At 69.1% G+C, this 16,840-nt stretch carries 13 protein-coding genes and 2 pseudogenes; 9 read left to right on the top strand and 6 right to left on the bottom strand.

Annotated elements, in window-relative coordinates:
* Window positions 1–32: 32 nt before the first annotated feature.
* Window positions 33–1,781, bottom strand: a complete 1,749-nt coding sequence (gene treZ, locus ACQR3U_RS11990; RefSeq protein ID WP_230810278.1) for a malto-oligosyltrehalose trehalohydrolase — start codon at window positions 1,779–1,781, stop codon at window positions 33–35.
* A gap of 110 nt (window positions 1,782–1,891) precedes the next feature.
* On the opposite strand from treZ, the gene ACQR3U_RS11985 reads away from it, so the two are divergent.
* Window positions 1,892–2,563 carry a TetR/AcrR family transcriptional regulator gene (locus ACQR3U_RS11985; protein WP_230810279.1) on the top strand — a complete coding sequence of 224 codons (672 nt, stop codon included), beginning with the start codon at window positions 1,892–1,894 and terminating at the stop codon, window positions 2,561–2,563.
* A 10-nt stretch (window positions 2,564–2,573) separates the two neighbouring features.
* On the opposite strand, the gene ACQR3U_RS11980 is transcribed toward ACQR3U_RS11985, so the two are convergent.
* Window positions 2,574–2,987, bottom strand: a complete 414-nt coding sequence (locus tag ACQR3U_RS11980; RefSeq protein ID WP_019289737.1) for a YchJ family protein — start codon at window positions 2,985–2,987, stop codon at window positions 2,574–2,576.
* Between the two features lie 122 nt (window positions 2,988–3,109).
* Here ACQR3U_RS11980 and ACQR3U_RS11975 point away from each other — a divergent pair, with 122 nt between their 5' ends.
* A complete protein-coding gene (locus ACQR3U_RS11975; RefSeq protein ID WP_006554113.1) occupies window positions 3,110–3,595 on the top strand; it encodes a TIGR00725 family protein in 486 nt (161 codons plus the stop codon).
* Between the two features lie 131 nt (window positions 3,596–3,726).
* Here ACQR3U_RS11975 and ACQR3U_RS11970 read toward each other — a convergent pair whose 3' ends face one another.
* On the bottom strand, window positions 3,727–4,191 hold the full coding sequence (locus ACQR3U_RS11970; RefSeq protein ID WP_230810280.1) for a hypothetical protein: 465 nt from the start codon (window positions 4,189–4,191) through the stop codon (window positions 3,727–3,729).
* Between the two features lie 243 nt (window positions 4,192–4,434).
* Here ACQR3U_RS11970 and ACQR3U_RS11965 point away from each other — a divergent pair, with 243 nt between their 5' ends.
* Both ACQR3U_RS11965 and ACQR3U_RS11960 read left to right on the top strand, forming a co-directional pair.
* Window positions 4,435–4,644, top strand: a complete 210-nt coding sequence (locus ACQR3U_RS11965) for a helix-turn-helix transcriptional regulator (RefSeq protein ID WP_019289735.1) — start codon at window positions 4,435–4,437, stop codon at window positions 4,642–4,644.
* Window positions 4,645–4,652: 8 nt separating this feature from the next.
* Window positions 4,653–5,165 carry a DUF2029 domain-containing protein gene (locus ACQR3U_RS11960; protein ID WP_120283188.1) on the top strand — a complete coding sequence of 171 codons (513 nt, stop codon included), beginning with the start codon at window positions 4,653–4,655 and terminating at the stop codon, window positions 5,163–5,165.
* Here ACQR3U_RS11960 and treY read toward each other — a convergent pair.
* The 3 genes from treY to ACQR3U_RS11945 are packed head-to-tail and all read right to left on the bottom strand — an operon-like array spanning window position 5,162 to window position 11,987.
* Entirely contained in the window at window positions 5,162–7,555 is a 2,394-nt protein-coding gene (treY, locus tag ACQR3U_RS11955) for a malto-oligosyltrehalose synthase (protein ID WP_269601334.1), read from the bottom strand. The two genes, ACQR3U_RS11960 and treY, sit on opposite strands and share 4 nt — an antisense overlap.
* On the bottom strand, window positions 7,552–9,849 hold the full coding sequence (gene glgX, locus ACQR3U_RS11950) for a glycogen debranching protein GlgX (RefSeq protein ID WP_230810281.1): 2,298 nt from the start codon (window positions 9,847–9,849) through the stop codon (window positions 7,552–7,554). The genes treY and glgX overlap by 4 nt, the downstream gene beginning before the upstream one ends.
* Before the next feature lie 47 nt (window positions 9,850–9,896).
* Window positions 9,897–11,987 carry an acyltransferase family protein gene (locus ACQR3U_RS11945; protein WP_033097619.1) on the bottom strand — a complete coding sequence of 697 codons (2,091 nt, stop codon included), beginning with the start codon at window positions 11,985–11,987 and terminating at the stop codon, window positions 9,897–9,899.
* A 149-nt stretch (window positions 11,988–12,136) separates the two neighbouring features.
* Between ACQR3U_RS11945 and ACQR3U_RS11940 the strand changes: the two genes are divergently transcribed.
* The 5 genes and pseudogenes from ACQR3U_RS11940 to ACQR3U_RS11920 all read left to right on the top strand — a co-directional run.
* The gene (locus ACQR3U_RS11940; RefSeq protein ID WP_024101244.1) at window positions 12,137–13,426 is read left to right on the top strand and encodes an adenosylmethionine--8-amino-7-oxononanoate transaminase; all 1,290 of its coding nucleotides are present in this window, start codon (window positions 12,137–12,139) and stop codon (window positions 13,424–13,426) included.
* A 307-nt stretch (window positions 13,427–13,733) separates the two neighbouring features.
* Window positions 13,734–14,873 carry an 8-amino-7-oxononanoate synthase gene (locus ACQR3U_RS11935; RefSeq protein WP_230810282.1) on the top strand — a complete coding sequence of 380 codons (1,140 nt, stop codon included), beginning with the start codon at window positions 13,734–13,736 and terminating at the stop codon, window positions 14,871–14,873.
* Window positions 14,870–15,583, top strand: a complete 714-nt coding sequence (bioD, locus tag ACQR3U_RS11930; protein ID WP_230810283.1) for a dethiobiotin synthase — start codon at window positions 14,870–14,872, stop codon at window positions 15,581–15,583. The genes ACQR3U_RS11935 and bioD overlap by 4 nt, the downstream gene beginning before the upstream one ends.
* Before the next feature lie 3 nt (window positions 15,584–15,586).
* Window positions 15,587–15,838 (top strand): annotated as a pseudogene (locus ACQR3U_RS11925) (hypothetical protein); the annotation flags it as partial.
* A gap of 45 nt (window positions 15,839–15,883) precedes the next feature.
* A pseudogene (locus tag ACQR3U_RS11920) lies at window positions 15,884–16,681 on the top strand (FAD-binding protein); the annotation flags it as partial.
* Window positions 16,682–16,840: the final 159 nt, after the last annotated feature.

The raw sequence follows: 16,840 nt of genomic DNA, 5'->3' as shown, positions 1-16,840 counted from the left end.
CATAATCAACGACTTTTTTCGCCTGACGAACGTTATCGGCGGGGCATCTCGGGAGCCTCCAGGATCGCGAAGGACCAGCCCGGGATCAACACTGCGGACTCGGTACGGTTGACCACCGGTTCGTCCCACCAGAGCAGTGGTTTCCCGCCGACCGGCACGGTGACGGGGTCGGGTCCGAGATTGCACGCCACGCGCAGCGCCCCGCGGTGCACGACGAGCCATTTCTCGTCCTCGTCGTACGTCACGTGCACGTGCTCGAGCCAGGGATCGGTGAGCTCGGCACGGTCCCGCCGGAGCGCGATGAGCGCGCGGTAGCACTCCAGCAACCGGGCGTGCCCGCCCTCGTCGCGTTCGTCCCAGCGCAGCTTCGAGCCGATGAAGGTCTCCGGAGCCTGCGGGCCGGGTACGTCGGCGGCGTCCCAGCCGTGTTCGGCGAACTCGCGCCGGCGACCCTCGACCACGGCCGCGGCGAGTTCCGGTTCGGGATGCGACGTGAAGTACCGGAAGGGTGTGCTCGCACCCCACTCCTCGCCCATGAACAACATCGGCGTGAACGGGGACGTGAGCACGAGCGCCGCCTTGAGGGCGAGCTGACCGGGCTCGAGATAGGCACCCGGCCGGTCGCCGAGCGCCCGGTTGCCGACCTGATCGTGCGTGCAGGTGTAGGCGACCAGACCGCTCGCCGGCGTGCGCCGGGTGTCGAGCGGGCGCCCGTGGACCCGGCCGCGGAAGCTCGAATACGTCCCGGCGTGGAAGAAGCCGTGCCCGAGCGTGTACGCGAGGCAGTCCAGCGAACCGAAGTCGCCGTAGTAGCCCTGCCGTTCACCGGACACCGCCGCGTGGATCGCGTGGTGGACGTCGTCGGCCCACTGCGCGTGCAGTCCGTATCCACCGCCGGGCCGGGGAGTGATCAGCTTCGGATCGTTGAGGTCCGATTCGGCGATCAACGACAGGGGGCGGCCGAGATGGGCGGACAGGCGGAACGTCTCGACCGACAGTTCCTCGAGGAGGTGTGTGGCGGTGTGGTCGATCAGCGCGTGCACGGCGTCGAGCCGGAGGGCGTCGATGTGGAAGTCGCGGAACCAGCGCAGCGCATTGTCGAGGATGTACCGGCGCACCTCCCCGGATCCGGGACCGTCGAGGTTGATGTTGTCGCCCCAGATTCCCGGGGCCGCGGAGAGATAGGGACCGAAGCGGCCCAGATAGTTCCCCGACGGACCGAGATGGTTGTAGACGACGTCGAGTGCCACCGCCAGTCCGCGCGCGTGGGCGGCGTCGACGAAACGCTGCAGGGCATCGGGGCCACCGTAGGGTTCGTGCACCGCGTACCAGAGCACGCCGTCGTAGCCCCATCCGTGGGTGCCGTTGAACGCGTTGAGCGGCATGAGTTCGACGAACTCGACACCGAGGTCCACGAGTTCGTCGAGACGGTCGATCGCCGAGTCGAGTGTGCCCTCGGGGGTGAAGGTCCCCACGTGCATCTCGTAGACGATGCTTCCTGTCAGTTGCCGGCCGGTCCAGCCGTGGTCGGTCCACTTCGTCTCGTCGAGCACGTGGAGCTGCGACGGCTCGTGCACGCCCTCCGGCTGCCGCGGAGATCGCGGGTCGGGAAGGACCGTCCCGGTGTCGTCGTCGAGCACGAAACCGTATCGGGTGTCGGGAGCGACGCCGACGGTGGTGCGCCACCAACCGTCGTCGCTGCGTTGCATGTCGTGGAACCGTCCGTCGGCGAACAGTCGGACGGACGACGGGATCGGAGCCCAGACCTCGAAGGTGTGCACTCGACCAGCATGCCGTGTCGGAGGCGTCGGTGCAGGGGATGGCGCCACCGGCGTACCACCCTGCCGCGCGTCAATTTTGTTGCAGCTGCAATGCACTCGATACTGGGGGAGTGAACCCGAATTTCGAGCGAGCCCGCCGACGGTACACCTCGCCGTTGCGGGAGGAAGCGGCCCGCCGAACCCGCGAGACGATCCGCGACGCCGCGGCGCGGCTGTTCGTTCGCGACGGCTACGTCAGCACCACCGTCAAGAACATCGCGGACGAAGCGGGTGTGGCGGTGCGGACGGTGTTCACCGCCTTCCCCGGCGGCAAGGCGGAGATCTTCCGCGAGGCGCTCGATCACGCGGTGGCCGGCGACGGCGATCCGCGCGCGAGCGAGGCGACAGATCCGGAACCGTCCCATGCCGGCGGCGTGGTCTCGCACGTCGACCTCGTGGTCGAGCAGGTGGTCCGCTACGGCACCGCGATGCTCGAACGCGCGGGCGGGCTGCTCATGACCTCCGTGGAATCATCGGGGGCGGACCCCGACATGCGTCGTTTCGCCGCGGACGACGCGAAGGCGACGGCCGAGAACGCCCGCACCCTCGCGGAAGGACTCGAACATGCCGGCTGGCTGCGCGAGGACGTCACCGTCGAGCACGCGGCCGATGTCCTGTTCACCCTGAGTTCCCCACAGGTGCACGCGCTGCTGAGGCGAGACCGCGGATGGGACGTCGACCAGTACCGTCAGTGGCTCTCGGGAACGCTGCGCGCGACGCTGTTGCGACGAACGGCGCCGTGACGGAGTCGGTTCAGTCGTCGCCGCAGTCGTCGAGGTAGAGCCACTCGCCGTCCTCCCGCACGAACCGGCTGTGCTCGCGCATCGAGTCGGGCACCCCGTCCGCCGTCCAGTGCGCGCGGAAGTCCACCGTGCCGGTCGTATGCAGGAATCCGCCTCCGGTGATGTGCAGGACCTCGAGCCCGGTCCAGCGCTGACCGGGGTCGAACTGGATCGAGCGCGGACGTGTGGACGGGTGCCAGGTGCGCAGCAGGTGCGCCGCATCGCGCGTCGCGAATGCCGTGTACCGCGAACGCATCAGCCGTTCGGCGGTGGGCGCGCTCGCACCGGCCAGCAGCGGCCCGCAGCATTCGGACAGGGGAACGCCGCGACCGCACGGGCACGGGGAATCCGGGCGGGTGTCGGTGCTGCGGTCGGCTCTGCTCATGGCCACAGTCTCCCCCGATGGGCTCGATCGCCCGGCCTCGGGGCGGTCAGAGCGGGAGCGGACGATGCCGGGCGTGAATGATGTTCTCGGACCGCGCGCTCCGGAGCGCTCCGTGATGCAGAATGCCGGACATGAATGCGCAGCGCTATGTCGGGGTCGTGGGGCCGGGTGAAGCCACGCCCGAACAGCGACGCCTCGCCCGCCAGGTCGGGGGACTCCTCGCCGGACGCCGGGCCGTCGTGGTCACCGGCGGTCTCGGTGGGGTGATGGCGGCAGCCTGCCGTGGCGCTGTGGAAGCCGGTGGGACGACCCTCGGCCTGCTGCCCGGAGACGACCGTGCCGAGGGCAATCCCTATCTGACGGTGGCCGTTCCCACGGGCCTCGGAGAGATGCGCAACGCGCTGCTCGTGCGCAGCAGCGACGCGTTGATCGCGGTGGGTGGAAGCTGGGGCACCATGAGCGAGATCGCGCTCGCGGTCCGCATCGGTGTTCCGGTCATCGCGATCGGCGGTTGGCGGATGCCCGCCGCCGGAGTGCTCGACGTCGAATCGCCCGCCGAGGCCGTCGAGTGCCTGCACGCACTGTTGTGGCGCAAGGACCCGATGTGAGCCGACCGTGACGACGCAGTAGGCACGACACCGTAGACGCGACGCAGTAGGCACGACACCGTAGACGCGACGATGCCCGCCGATCCGGATCGGCGGGCATCGTCTGTTGTGGACTCCTGTGGAGCAGGAATCTACGAGCCGGAGTTGGTGAGCTCGTAACGGCGGCGGTACTCCTCCTGGGACGTCTCGCTGATGTCGACGTCGGTGGCGCGGGCGCGCAGGGCGTCGACGGTGGCCTCCTCACGCGGGATGTGCTCGAAGGGATCCCAGTCGAAGAACTTCGCGGTGTTGGCGAAGGTGATCTTGTCGATCTCCTCGTCGGTGCATTCGCATGCGTCGAGTTCCTCCTCGAGCATCTCGGGGGAGTTCGGCCACGTCGAGTCGGAGTGCGGGTAGTCGCATTCCCACGCGATGGTGTCGACGCCGAGCCGGTGACGGTTGTTCAGTCCGCTCGGTTCGGTGATGTAGCAGGCGAGGAAGTTCTTGCGCCACACGTCCGTCGGGCTCATGCCGTCCGGCAGGAAGCTGGTGCCGGTACGGGACTGGTTGACGACGTGGTCGTAGATGCTGATCATCACCATGTATTCGGCCTTCATCGAATCCTCTCCCTGACTGCCCAAAGTCCTGCCGGCGACGGCGCTCGCGATGAGGACTAGATTTTCCGTGCTCGAGAACGTAAACCAAGGACCTTCCACCGAGAGAATGTAATTCTCTATTTCGTGATCGACTACGCCGAGGGGTGATTGCATGTCCGGCCCGACGGGTGTGCCGGGGTGGTTCGGCAATCGAAAATGACAAGAATGCTTGACATGAAATGACAAGCAGAGTTTACTTTTGGTGTGACCGACACACCGAGGAGCAACCGGGTCCGCGAATTCCGCAAGAAAGCGGGACTCACCCAGGCCGCGCTCGGCGACGCGGTCGGCGTCAGCAGACAGAGCATCGTCTCGACGGAGAAGGGTGACTACGCGCCCAGCGTGTACCTCGCCCTGCGTCTCGCCCTCAGACTCGACAGCACGGTCGAGGAACTGTTCCCGCTCACCACCTAGGAGCCCTCATGACGGTCTTCGTGAAAACCGCGCGCTTCATCGGCGATCTGGACGACGAATTCTACCGCGACGAACGTCAGCGAGACGTCTGGAACGAAGCATCGGCGGTGGGATTCCAGTTGTCTCTGTGGATCGCGCTGGTGGCGGCGGCGCTGCTCCCGTGGCTCGCCGGCCGGCCCGGGGCGTGGACGGCACTGGGCATCCTCGTGGCCTGGTTCGTCGTGTCGATCGTGACCCAGTTGTACGCGCGGCAACGCGACGTCGACCTGTACGCCACCGCGAAACTGTGGCGACCCCGCAGTGCCGCCGCCGCCGCGCTCTATCTCGTCGGCGTCGCCGGCATCTTCCTCCGCCTGCGTTACGAGAGCCATCCTTTCGAGAACGACGCCGCGACCTGGGCGGGGCGGGTCGTCGGCGCGGCGGTCGCCATCGTCCTCGCAGGACTGGTTCTCGCCTGGAGTCGGCGACGCACCCAGCGCCGGCTCGACGCGGAGGAAGCGCTCGACGCGCTCGAGGACTAACGCGCGCGGACGAGTGCTGCGACCGGCTGGGAGTCGAGCAGATCGGCGACCCGCACCCGACCGGTGAAGGAGCGTCCGGTCAAGGCATCCGACCAGTCGCCGTCCGGCAGGTCGACGGTCGTGTCCTTCCACCCCGAACGCGACAGCGCCACGGTGCGGCGGGAAGCCACCGCGAGGACATCGAGGTCGTCCGGCGCCGGACCGCGGCCGAACGCGAGCAGGTGCCCGGCGGCCGGGCCGGTGGCGAGGACCGGAACGTACGCGCCACCGACGAAGCTCGCCGGTCGTTCGCGGCGCAACCGGAGCGCGGTGCGCACGATCGTGAACTTCGCCGGCGCCGAATCAGGGGCGTCGAGCAGCCGCCGTCGGACGTCGAACTCCACCGGCCGCCGGTTGTCCGGATCGACGAGCGAGTCGTCCCACAGTTCGGTGCCCTGATAGACGTCGGGGACGCCGGGGCCGAGCAGTTGCAACAGTTTCTGGCCGCACGAGACGGCCGCGACGTGCGGTTCGACCTCGGTCACGAAAGCGGTGAGCTCACCCGCGACCGGTCCGTCGATCACCGCGTCCAGCCAGCTGCCCACCGAGGTCTCGAATTCCTCGTCGACCTCGGTCCACGTGGTGCGGGTTCCGTTCTCGCGCAGCGCCTTCTGCGCGTAGGCATGTACCCGTTCGCGCAGTTCGTCGGTCACCACTCCGTCGAGCGGCCAGACTCCGAACAGGGTCTGCCACAGGAACAGTCCGATCGCCGGATCCGGTGCGGGCGCCGACTCGTTCCACTGCCCGAGCCGACGGGACCACACGTCGGCGACCTGCGAGAGCACACCGATCCGCGCCCGGACGTCCTCGCTGCGTTTGGTGTCGTGGGTCGACAGGGTGGTCATCGCCCGCGGCCAGTGCCGTGCCCGCTGGGTCCACGCGAGGTGGAACTCGGCCGGGGTGGCCGAGAAACGGCCGGGTTGCCCGCCCACCTCCTGCAGCGAGATCAGCCGCGCCGCCCGATAGAACAGGCAGTCCTCGACCGCCTTGGCCGTCGCGGCACCGCACACCTGGCCGAAGCGGGACGCGGCCTCACCGCCGAGGGCCATCGCCCGGGCGAACACCGCGAGCGCAGGATCGAGCGCGGGTTGCGTCCGCGCGAGGTCGCCGACGATGCGCGGCACCAGGGTCGCGAGCGGCGCGTAGTCGGCGCGGTAGACGGGAAGCTGTGCGGCGACTGCCATCACGGCCTCGCGCAGCGCCGCGTCGTCGCAGCCGGTGTCGCCGGTCTCGCGTCGGATCGCCCGCACGAGGCGGCGCACCTCCGGCGCGAGCCCGCTGCCGAGCACCGATCGTTTGAGGTCGTGTTCGCGGGCGTGCAGCCACGGCGCGTCGCCTTCGGCGCCGGTGAACCTGCGCGACAGGGCGTTCAGCTCCGACTCGCCGGCCGGATCGACGAACACCGTCGACAGTTCGCCGAGTGCGTCGTAGCCGGTGGTGCCGTCCACCGGCAGCGTCGCATCCAGCGGTTCGGCATCGCCGAGGATCTTCTCGATCACGAGCCACCGCTCGGGGCCGATCACCTCGCGCAGGCGCGCGAGATAACCGGCCGGATCGGCGAGACCGTCCGGATGGTCGACGCGGATCCCGTCGACCAGATCGTCGGCGATCCACGACGCGACCTGCTCGTGCGTCGCGTCGAACACCGCGGGATCCTCCACCCGCACCGCGGCGAGATCGTCGACGGTGAAGAAGCGGCGGTATCCGATCAACCCCGAGTTCCACGCCACGAGCCGGTAGGCCTGCCGCGCGTGGACCTCCTCACCGGTGCCCTCGTCGGTCCCGGGAGCGATCGGGAATCGCTTGCCGTAGTAGGCGAGCATCGGCTCGTCGCCGGAGCGGTCGACGGTCAGCTCCTGCACCGCGTCGTCCGATCCGAGCACCGGCAGAGCGATCCGACCGTCCACACCGTTGTCACCAGCGAGGTCGAGATCGAAGAACGACGCGTAGCGCGATCCGGAGCCGTGCTTCAGGACGTCCCACCACCACGCGTTCTGACGTGGGTCGGCCACCCCGACATGGTTGGGGACGATGTCGACGACCAGCCCCATGCCCCGTGCGCGTGCCTCCCGCGACAACCGTTCCAGACCCTCGCGTCCCCCGAGCGACTCGGAGACCGTGCCGGGTTCGACCACGTCGTATCCGTGGGTGGATCCGATCGTCGCGCTGAGGACGGGGGAGAGGTAGACGTGCGAGACACCCAGGGCGTCGAGGTAGTCGACCAGGGCGACGGCGTCGGCGAAGGTGCACTCGTCGCCGCGCATCTGGAGTCGGTAGGTGGACAACACCGGCGCAGTATTCCCCGCGCCGGCGCCGTTCACACCTGCCGACTCCGTACCGCCGGTGGTCACCGGGTCTTCCGGAGCACCAGAACCGAGCGTGCCTGCACCCGGACCGGCTTACCGGCGACGACCGTCTCCTCGCGCAGACCGTCGGGAACGTCGGTGTCGAGCGCGACCGTCCATTCCTCGGCGTGCGGGCCGTCGGGGGTGACGAACTCGATCGGTTCGTGATGGGCGTTGAAGCACATCAGGAACGAGTCGTCGACGACGCGCTGCCCCCGCTGATCGGGTTCGGGGATGCCCTCGCCGTTGAGGAAGACCGCGAGCGACTTGCCGAAACCGCTGTCCCAGTCCTCGGGCATCATCTCGTCGCCGGCCGGCGTGAGCCACGCGATGTCGCGGGACTGATCACCGCTGCGGATGGGTCGGCCCTCGAAGAACCTGCGACGCCGGAAGACAGGGTGGTCGGTGCGCAGCGCGATCACGTTGCGGGTGAACGCGACCAGGTCGGCGTTGGACTCGGCGAGCGACCAGTCCACCCATGAGAGTTCGTTGTCCTGGCAGTACACGTTGTTGTTGCCCTGCTGGGTGCGACCGAACTCGTCGCCGTGGGCGAGCATCGGCGTGCCCTGCGACAGGATCAGCGTCGCGAGCATGTTGCGCTGCTGGCGCCCGCGCAGCGCGAGGACCTCGGGATCGTCCGTGGGGCCTTCCACACCGCAGTTCCACGACCGGTTGTGCGACTCACCGTCGCGATTGTCCTCGCCGTTGGCATCATTGTGTTTCTCGTTGTACGACACCAGATCCGCAAGGGTGAACCCGTCGTGGGCGGTGACGAAGTTGACCGACGCGCCGGGACGGCGGCCGGTGTCCTCGTACAGATCCGACGAGCCGGTCAGGCGCGACGCGAACTCGCCGAGGGTGGCCGGTTCGCCGCGCCAGTAGTCGCGGACCGTGTCGCGGTACTTGCCGTTCCACTCCGTCCACTGACCGGGGAAGTTGCCCACCTGGTAACCGCCCTCACCGATATCCCACGGCTCGGCGATGAGCTTGACCTGCGAGACCACCGGATCCTGCTGGACGAGATCGAAGAAGGCCGACAGCCGGTCGACGTCGTGCAGCTCGCGCGCCAGGGTCGACGCGAGATCGAACCGGAAGCCGTCGACGTGCATCTCGGTCACCCAGTAGCGCAGCGAGTCCATGATCAGCTGCAGGGTGTGCGGGTGACGGGCGTTGAGGCTGTTGCCCGTTCCCGTGTAGTCCATGTAGTAGGCCTTGTCGTCGTCGACGAGGCGGTAGTAGGCGGCGTTGTCGATGCCGCGGAAGCAGATGGTGGGACCGAGATGGTTCCCCTCGGCGGTGTGGTTGTAGACCACGTCGAGGATCACCTCGATGCCCGCCTCGTGGAAGGCCCGCACCATCGCCTTGAACTCGGCGACCACGGCGCTCGGCTTGGTCGACGACGAGTACTCGGCGTGCGGCGCGAAGAACCCGAAGGTGTTGTACCCCCAATAGTTCCGCAGCCCCTGGTCGAGCAGCACCTGGTCGTGCATGAACTGGTGCACGGGCATCAGTTCGATCGCGGTGACGCCGAGATCGAGGAGATGGTCGATGATCGCCGGGTGCGCGAGACCGGCGTAGGTGCCCCGCATGTGTTCGGGGACGTCCGGATGCGTGGCCGTCATGCCTTTGACGTGGGCCTCGTAGATGACCGTCTCGTTGTAGGGGCGGCGGGGATGACGATCCGTCGCCCAATCGAAGAACGGGTTGATCACCACGGTCGTCATGGTGTGGCCCAGCGAATCCAGGCCGGGAAGCTCTGCGGCGGCGTCGGAGGTCTGCCCCGTCGCGATCGCCTCGGGCTCGGCGTCGTCGGTGGACACGGCGTCGCCGGTGTCGGTGTCCTCGGTGTCGGTGTCCTCGGTGTCGTCCGTGCTCTCGTCCGAGGCGCTGTCGGCCACGGGCTCGGCACCGGGCAGCGGGTACGAGAACAGCGACGGGTCGCCGTCGAACGACCCGTCGAACGCCTTCCCGTACGGGTCGAGGAGCAGCTTGCTCGGATCGCACCGGTGACCGTTCTCCGGATCGAACGGACCGTGCACGCGGTAGCCGTAACGCTGGCCGGGGGAGACCGTCGGAAGGTAGGCGTGCCAGACGTAACCGTCCACCTCCTCGAGCGGGATGCGGGTCTCGGTCCCGTCACGGGAGATCAGGCACAGCTCGACCTTCTCGGCGATCTCGGAGAACAGTGCAAAGTTCGTGCCCGCCCCGTCGTAGGTCGCGCCGAGGGGATAGGGGGATCCCGGCCACACTTCCAGGGGCTCGGGCATCTCGTCGCTGGCGCTCGCTTCGGTGGTCTCCATGCCCGCCAACAGTAGTCTTCCGGCGGTCCCGGCACCGGGTGAGCGCGTCACCACCAGCCGGTGGCGGGACCGAGTTGTCGGCCGAGCTCGGGCGTCAGCGTCCGGACGTAGGTCGTGGTGAGGTGGTTCTCGTCACGATAGATGAGGATGTTTCCCTCCACCGCCCGGCACAGATCCTGCCGGCAGAACTTGTCGGACAGGTCGAGCAGCGACACGGTGGGCAGGTGCGCGGATGCGGCGACGGCCGGGTCGATCGGGTCCAGCGCCTCCTCGCGCGGCACCCCGCACGTCTCCGCGGTGCCGCCCCCCGCAAGGCAGTCGGCGGCCCGATAGGCGAGATCGCCGCGGAACAGCCACGGGTTGTCGCGGATCGCCACCACCGGGATGCCGTAGTCGGCGAGCGTCTCCCACAGATCGACGTACCAGAACGGAACGAAGTCGCCCGGCCCTTCGCCCTGGTCCTTGGTGCGCGTCGACGTGGTGAACACGTAGTCGGGCGGATCCGCGCGCAGTTCGGCGAGCACGGCGGTCGACCATGTGTCGCACTCGACCGTCGGGGACTCCTCGACGAGCGGGGCGAGGGGATCGGAGAGCGGGCACCCGACCTTGAGATAGGTGTCGAGGCGGAAACCGTGTTCGATGCCGAGCGCGTCGAGCGCAGCGAGCCAGTGCTCCGAGTGCGACCCCCCGACGATCACCATGCGGCGGGTCGCGAGCGGGTCGCCGTAGGTACAGGTCAACGGTGCGCGATTGGTGTGCTGGGCGATGCAGTTGTCGAGCGTCGCGGGAGGCAGGTCGCGATGGGCGACGAGCAGCGGCGGTTGCACCGGTTGCGGCTCGGTGGAGACGGCGGGATCGAACACCGCAGCGCCGGGGTACAGCTCCGTCGGCAGGGCGGCGACGCCCTCGAGGGCCTCCGTCGAACGGTCGACGTGGGTGTGCCAGAGGTTCGCGGCCCCGACGAGGGTGACGGCCAGGACCGTCACGAGACCCACGAGCGCGGTGCGGGACGGCCGAGGGGGTTCGACGCGGCGGATGGGGTCCTCGAACCACCGGGTCGACGCCTCGGCGAGCAGCAGCGACAGGGCGATCACGATGAGCCCGCCCACCAGGCCGACCGACGGGTGCCCGAGCACGATCAGGTAACCGATGAGGATCGGCCAGTGCCACAGGTACAGCGCGTAGGCGATCGCCCCGAGGCGCACCATGGGCGCGGATGCCAGCAGTCGCGCCGACGGCGTGTCGTGCTCGGAGTCGGAGCCGGAGCCGGAGCGGATACCCGCGACGACGAGCGCCATGGCCGCACCGACGGGGACGAGCGCCCACGGCCCGGGGAAGAGGGAGTTGCCGTCGAGGACGAAGCCGCACGCGAGCAGCACCGCGAGTCCGAGCGCACCGAGCACGATCCGCAGCGCGCGCGGAACCCGCAGCCACGGCGACAGGCACATCAGCAGTCCGCCGAGAGTCAGCTCCCAGGCACGGGCGGCGCTGTCGTAGTACATCCACGACTGCGGCCGGTCGGCGAGCACCGCGTACGCCAGCGACGCCGCGGTGAGGGCGGCCAGCAGCACCGTCAGGGGCAGGCGGACAGGCACCGACATCCGCCGCAACAGCCACGCGAAGCCGAACACCACCACGAGCGCCGCGATGTAGAACTGGCCCTGCACGGCGATCGACCACAGGTGCTGGAGCGGGCTGACCATCGGATCCGCGGCCAGATAGTCGCTCGCCGTGCGGGCGAGATACCAGTTCTGGAAGAACAGCAGCGACGCCCCGGTCTGGTCGGCCACCTCGAGCCACTGCGTGAACGGCCGCAGCACCACCGTGGCGGCCGCGACAGCGGTGAGCACAACGACGAGCGGAGGCAGCAGACGCCGGCCGATCCGCCGCAGGACGGGACGCGGATCGAGCGGGGCCGAGGAGTCGGCGGTCCTCAGGAGCGTGCCCACGAAGAAGAAGCCGGAGAGCGCCAGGAAGACGTCGACACCACCGGAGACGCGACCGAACCAGACGTGGAAGATCACCACGAGCGCGATCGCGAGACCGCGCAATCCGTCGATGTCGGCACGACGCGCGGGGCGCCTGCCTGCTGTCCGCGCGCCACTCTCGAGTTCCGGTCCCGAGGTGTGGACGGACATGTGACGGATACCCCCGGTGTCTTACGTGTTCGGCTGTGCTGCGAACCGGGCGACGAACGCACCGGCCGATTGCCGTGAGCGTCGTTCACGGCAACTCGGGCAGACTACGCGGCTGCGGGCGGCGACCTCCAACCGCCTACAGTTTGGGCGTGGGCAACTCTCCTCTCCCGGTCGAGCGGATCCGCACCCTCGACGCTCGGCACCTCTGGCACCCCTACGGCGCGTTTCCGGCGACCACCGAATCGTTGGTGGTCGACCGTGCCCACGGTACCCGGATCGTCCTCGCCGACGGTCGTGAGCTGGTCGACGGCATGAGTTCGTGGTGGGCCGCGGTGCACGGATACGGGCATCCCGTGCTCGACGCGGCCGTCCGCGATCAGCTCGACCGGATGAGCCACGTGATGTTCGGCGGCCTCACCCACGAGCCCGCCGCGCGGCTCGCGGAACTGCTCGTCGACATCACCCCCGCCGGTCTCGACACCGTCTTCCTCGCCGACTCGGGCTCGGTGTCGGTGGAGGTGGCCGTGAAGATGGCGGTGCAGTACCAGCGTGCCGTCGGCAGGCCGGGACGGCGTCGCCTGCTCACCTGGCGCGGCGGCTACCACGGCGACACCTTCGCCCCGATGAGCGTGTGCGATCCGGAGGGCGGCATGCACGCACTGTGGACCGACATGCTCGCGCGGCAGGTCTTCACCCCCGCCCCACCGGCCCGTTTCGATCCCGACTACGTCGCGCACTTCGAGGCGATCCTGCTCGAGCACGTCGACGAGCTCGCCGCGATCGTGGTCGAGCCGGTCGTCCAGGGCGCCGGCGGCATGCGCTTCCACGACCCGCGGTATCTGCGCGAGCTGCGCAGGATGTGCGACGAGCACGGACTGGTACTGATCTTCGACGAGATCGCGACCGGTTTCGGGCGCACAGGCGAACTCTTCGCCGCCGACCACGCGCAAGTGAGCCCGGACGTGATGTGCGTGGGCAAGGCACTCACCGGCGGATACATGACCCTCGCGGCGACATTGTGCACGCGGGCCGTCGCCGAAGCGATCAGCGCGGGGGAGGGTGGCGGTGTGATGCACGGCCCGACCTTCATGGGCAACCCGCTCGCGTGCGCCGTCGCCGTCGCGGCGGTCGAACTGCTGCTCTCCCGCGACTGGCGGGCCGAGGTGGCGGCGGTGAACGCGGGACTGACGGAGGGACTCGCGCCGGCACGCGAGTTGCCGGGGGTCGCGGACGTCCGCGTCCTCGGAGGCATCGGCGTGATCGAACTCACCGATCCGGTGGACATGCGCGCGACGACCGACGCCGCCGTGGCGGCCGGGGTCTGGCTGCGGCCGTTCCGCAATCTCGTCTACGCGATGCCGCCCTACATCTGCTCGGCCGACGATCTCGCGGCGATCACCTCGGGGATGATCGCCGCCGTCGGCGCGAATGCTCGGTGACCGAAGGGGTCAGCGGACGGCGGTGAGGAACCCCGCGATCGCGCCGGTCCACGAGATGGACGGTGAAGCGGTCCGCCAGGGCGGATGCCATACGCGACCATTCGTCCCCGGTCGCGATGCTGCTGTGCACGACGACGAGACCCGGACCCTGCCCGAGCTTGCGGAATCCGATCGTCGTTCCGTCCCGGGATTCGATGTGGACGACCACCTCCCATGCCGTTCGTCGGGGTCTGCCGAACCGTCCGAGCCTACGACCCGAGCCGACCGAAGTGACGACTTGAACGGTGTTCAAGTATGGTCACCGCTCATGACCGCACATCCCGCCCTGGCGTGGCTCGACGACACCGCAGCGGCGCGACGCGCGGCGGGCCTGCACCGCGACCCCGTCGTCCGAACCCCCGGCTCGACCGTCGTCGACCTCGCCTCCAACGACTATCTCGGCCTGACCCGCCATCCCGAGGTCCTCGCGGGAGCGACCGCTGCCCTGCGGCGATGGGGAGCCGGCGCCACCGGATCGCGGCTGGTCACCGGCACCACCGCCGAACACGAACTCCTCGAACGCGAACTCGCCGACTTCGTCGGGGCCGACAGCGGCCTGGTGTTCTCGAGCGGATACGCAGCGAACCTCGGTGCCGTCGCCGCCCTCGGTGGCAAGGACGCACTGATCGTCTCCGACGCCGGTGGTCACGCCTCGCTCGTCGATGCGTGCCGGCTGTCCCGCTCGAGGATCGTCGTCACCCCGCACAACGACGTCGACGCGGTCGCGCACGCCCTCGCGACACGCACCGAGGCCCGCGCGCTCGTCCTGACCGACTCGGTGTTCAGCACCGACGGCGACCTCGCGCCGCTGCGGGAACTGCATCGCGTCTGCCGAGCGCACGGCGCGTTGCTCCTCGTCGACGAGGCCCACGGGGTAGGAGTCCGCGGCGCGGGGGGCCGCGGACTCGTCCACGAAGTGGGCCTCGCCGGCGAGCCCGATGTGGTCGTCACCGCGACGCTGTCGAAATCCCTTGCCTCCCAGGGCGGAGCCGTCCTCGCCGACGGGCGTGTGCGGGAACATCTCGTGGACACCGCGCGCACCTTCATCTTCGACACCGGACTCGCCCCGGCCGCCGTCGGTGCCGCCCGGGGTGCGCTGAAGGTGCTGCGCGCCGAGCCCGCACGTGCCGCTGCCGTGCTCGAGCAGGCCGCGTGCTTGGCTCGTCTCACGGGCGTCGAGGCGCCGCCGTCCGCCGTGGTGTCGGTGATCCTCGGCGACCCGCGCGTCGCCGCCGACGCCGCGGCGCGGTGCCGCGACCGCGGCGTGCACGTCGGCTGCTTCCGGCCGCCCTCGGTTCCGGCCGGTACCTCGCGGCTGCGCCTGACGGCACGCGCGAACCTCACCGACGACGAACGCGCCCTCGTCGACGAGGTGCTCACCGACGTCCTCGCGGGAGCCCGGGCGTGAGCATCCTCGTCGTCACCGGCACGTCGACCGATGTGGGCAAGACCGTCGCGACCGCGGCACTCGCCGCGAACGCCGTGACCGCGGGACTACGGGTCGCGGTGTGCAAACCCGCCCAGACGGGCGTGACGGACGACGGGCCGGGCGACCTGCAGGAGATCCGGCGACTGGCCGGGGACCGTGTCCGGCTCGTCGAACTCGCGCGGTATCCCGATCCGCTCGCACCGGATACCGCCGCGCGGCGCAGCGGACGCCCGATGCTCACCCTCGAGGAGATCGTCGACACCGTCCGAATTCTCGACACCGAGTACGACCTCACCCTGGTCGAGGGGGCGGGAGGTCTGCTCGTCCGGCTCGGCGCGGGCGGTTTCACCCTCGCCGACGTCGCGGCCGCGCTCGGAGCGCCGGCGGTGATCGTCGCCGCCGCGGGACTGGGCACGCTCAACCACACCGCGCTCACCGTGGCCGCGCTCCGCTCGGCGGGGATCGAATGTCCGGGGGTCATCGTCGGATCCTGGCCTGCTGCACCGGATCTGGCGGAGCAGTGCAATCTCGACGACCTCCCCGACGTCACCGGCGTCCCCATCGTGGGCAGGATCCCGGCCGGCAGCGGCGCTCTCGACGCCCGCGTCTTCACCACCCTTGCCTCTCGGTGGTCGGATCTGCCGCTCCCGACGAAACGGCGTGCGGGCGGATCTTCCGCTGTACTGTGATGGATCCTGCTGATCAACGTCGTGCTGCTCTGGGGCTACACGTTGTCATGCCACTCTTGCCGGCACGTCACCGGAGGCCGGCTGCGGCACTTCTCGAAACACCCCGTGCGCTACCGGATCTGGACGTTCGTCTCCAAACTCAACACCAGGCACATGCAGTTCGTGTGGATCACGCTGGGAACCCTGATCCTCACGGACTTCTACATCATGCTCGTGGCGAGCGACACCATCGCCGATCTGCGGTTCATCGGCTGACGCGCACGGCACGACACCGGCCGCACCGGAGGAGGGGGAACACGGATGGTGGATGTCGAACGGCACCAGGTCGACGTCGTCGTGATCGGAGCAGGCGGCTCCGGGCTACGCGCGGTGATCGAGGCGCGGCAACGCGGCTTCTCCGTCGCCGTGGTGTGCAAGTCGCTGTTCGGCAAGGCCCACACCGTGATGGCCGAGGGCGGATGTGCCGCCGCGATGGGCAATGCCAACCCCCGCGACTCCCGGCAGGTGCACTTCCAGGACACGATGCGCGGCGGCAAGTTCCTCAACAACTGGCGGATGGCCGAACTGCACGCCCGCGAGGCCCCCGACCGCGTGTGGGAGCTGGAGACCTACGGAGCGCTGTTCGACCGCACCCCCGACGGACGGATCAGCCAGCGCAACTTCGGCGGCCACACCTATCCGCGACTCGCCCACGTCGGCGACCGCACCGGACTCGAACTCATCCGCACGATGCAGCAAAAGATCGTGTCGCTGCAGCAGGAGGACCACGCCGAGCACGGCGACTACGAGGCCCGGGTGCGGGTCCTCGCCGAATGCACCATCACCGAACTGCTGAAGGACGACGAGGGACGCATCGCCGGTGCGTTCGGATACTGGCGCGAGACCGGGCGTTTCGTGTTGTTCGAGGCGCCCGCGGTCGTCATCGCCACCGGTGGTATCGGCAAGTCGTGGAAGGTCGCGTCGAACTCGTGGGAGTACACGGGCGACGGTCACGCCCTCGCCCTGCGTGCCGGCGCCACCCTGATCAACATGGAGTTCGTCCAGTTCCACCCGACAGGGATGATCTTTCCGCCGAGCGTGAAGGGCATCCTCGTCACCTAGGTGTAGTTCCCAGGCAGGTTGTGAACGGCGTGCCGCCACGAGATAGGTGAGGACCTTCGGTATCGGTGTGGTTACCACACACACCCCGACTACCGGAGGGCCCTCATGACACACGCTAACGCCTATCTGACCCCACGTGGCCGATTGGCCCTGGCC

It is taken from the genome of Rhodococcus sp. IEGM1339, from assembly GCF_050321925.1.
In the GTDB taxonomy this organism is placed as follows: domain Bacteria; phylum Actinomycetota; class Actinomycetes; order Mycobacteriales; family Mycobacteriaceae; genus Rhodococcus; species Rhodococcus pyridinivorans.
This window is presented reverse-complemented; position numbering and strand designations above follow the sequence as displayed.

Coding starts and splice junctions, on each gene's coding strand:
- ACQR3U_RS11935 (WP_230810282.1), top strand. CDS start 13,734: ATGACCGCACATCCCGCCCTGGCGTGGCTCGACGACACCGCAGCGGCG.
- ACQR3U_RS11980 (WP_019289737.1), bottom strand. CDS start 2,987: ATGAGCAGAGCCGACCGCAGCACCGACACCCGCCCGGATTCCCCGTGC.
- glgX (WP_230810281.1), bottom strand. CDS start 9,849: ATGGAGACCACCGAAGCGAGCGCCAGCGACGAGATGCCCGAGCCCCTG.
- ACQR3U_RS11970 (WP_230810280.1), bottom strand. CDS start 4,191: ATGAAGGCCGAATACATGGTGATGATCAGCATCTACGACCACGTCGTC.
- ACQR3U_RS11975 (WP_006554113.1), top strand. CDS start 3,110: ATGCCGGACATGAATGCGCAGCGCTATGTCGGGGTCGTGGGGCCGGGT.
- ACQR3U_RS11960 (WP_120283188.1), top strand. CDS start 4,653: ATGACGGTCTTCGTGAAAACCGCGCGCTTCATCGGCGATCTGGACGAC.
- ACQR3U_RS11945 (WP_033097619.1), bottom strand. CDS start 11,987: ATGTCCGTCCACACCTCGGGACCGGAACTCGAGAGTGGCGCGCGGACA.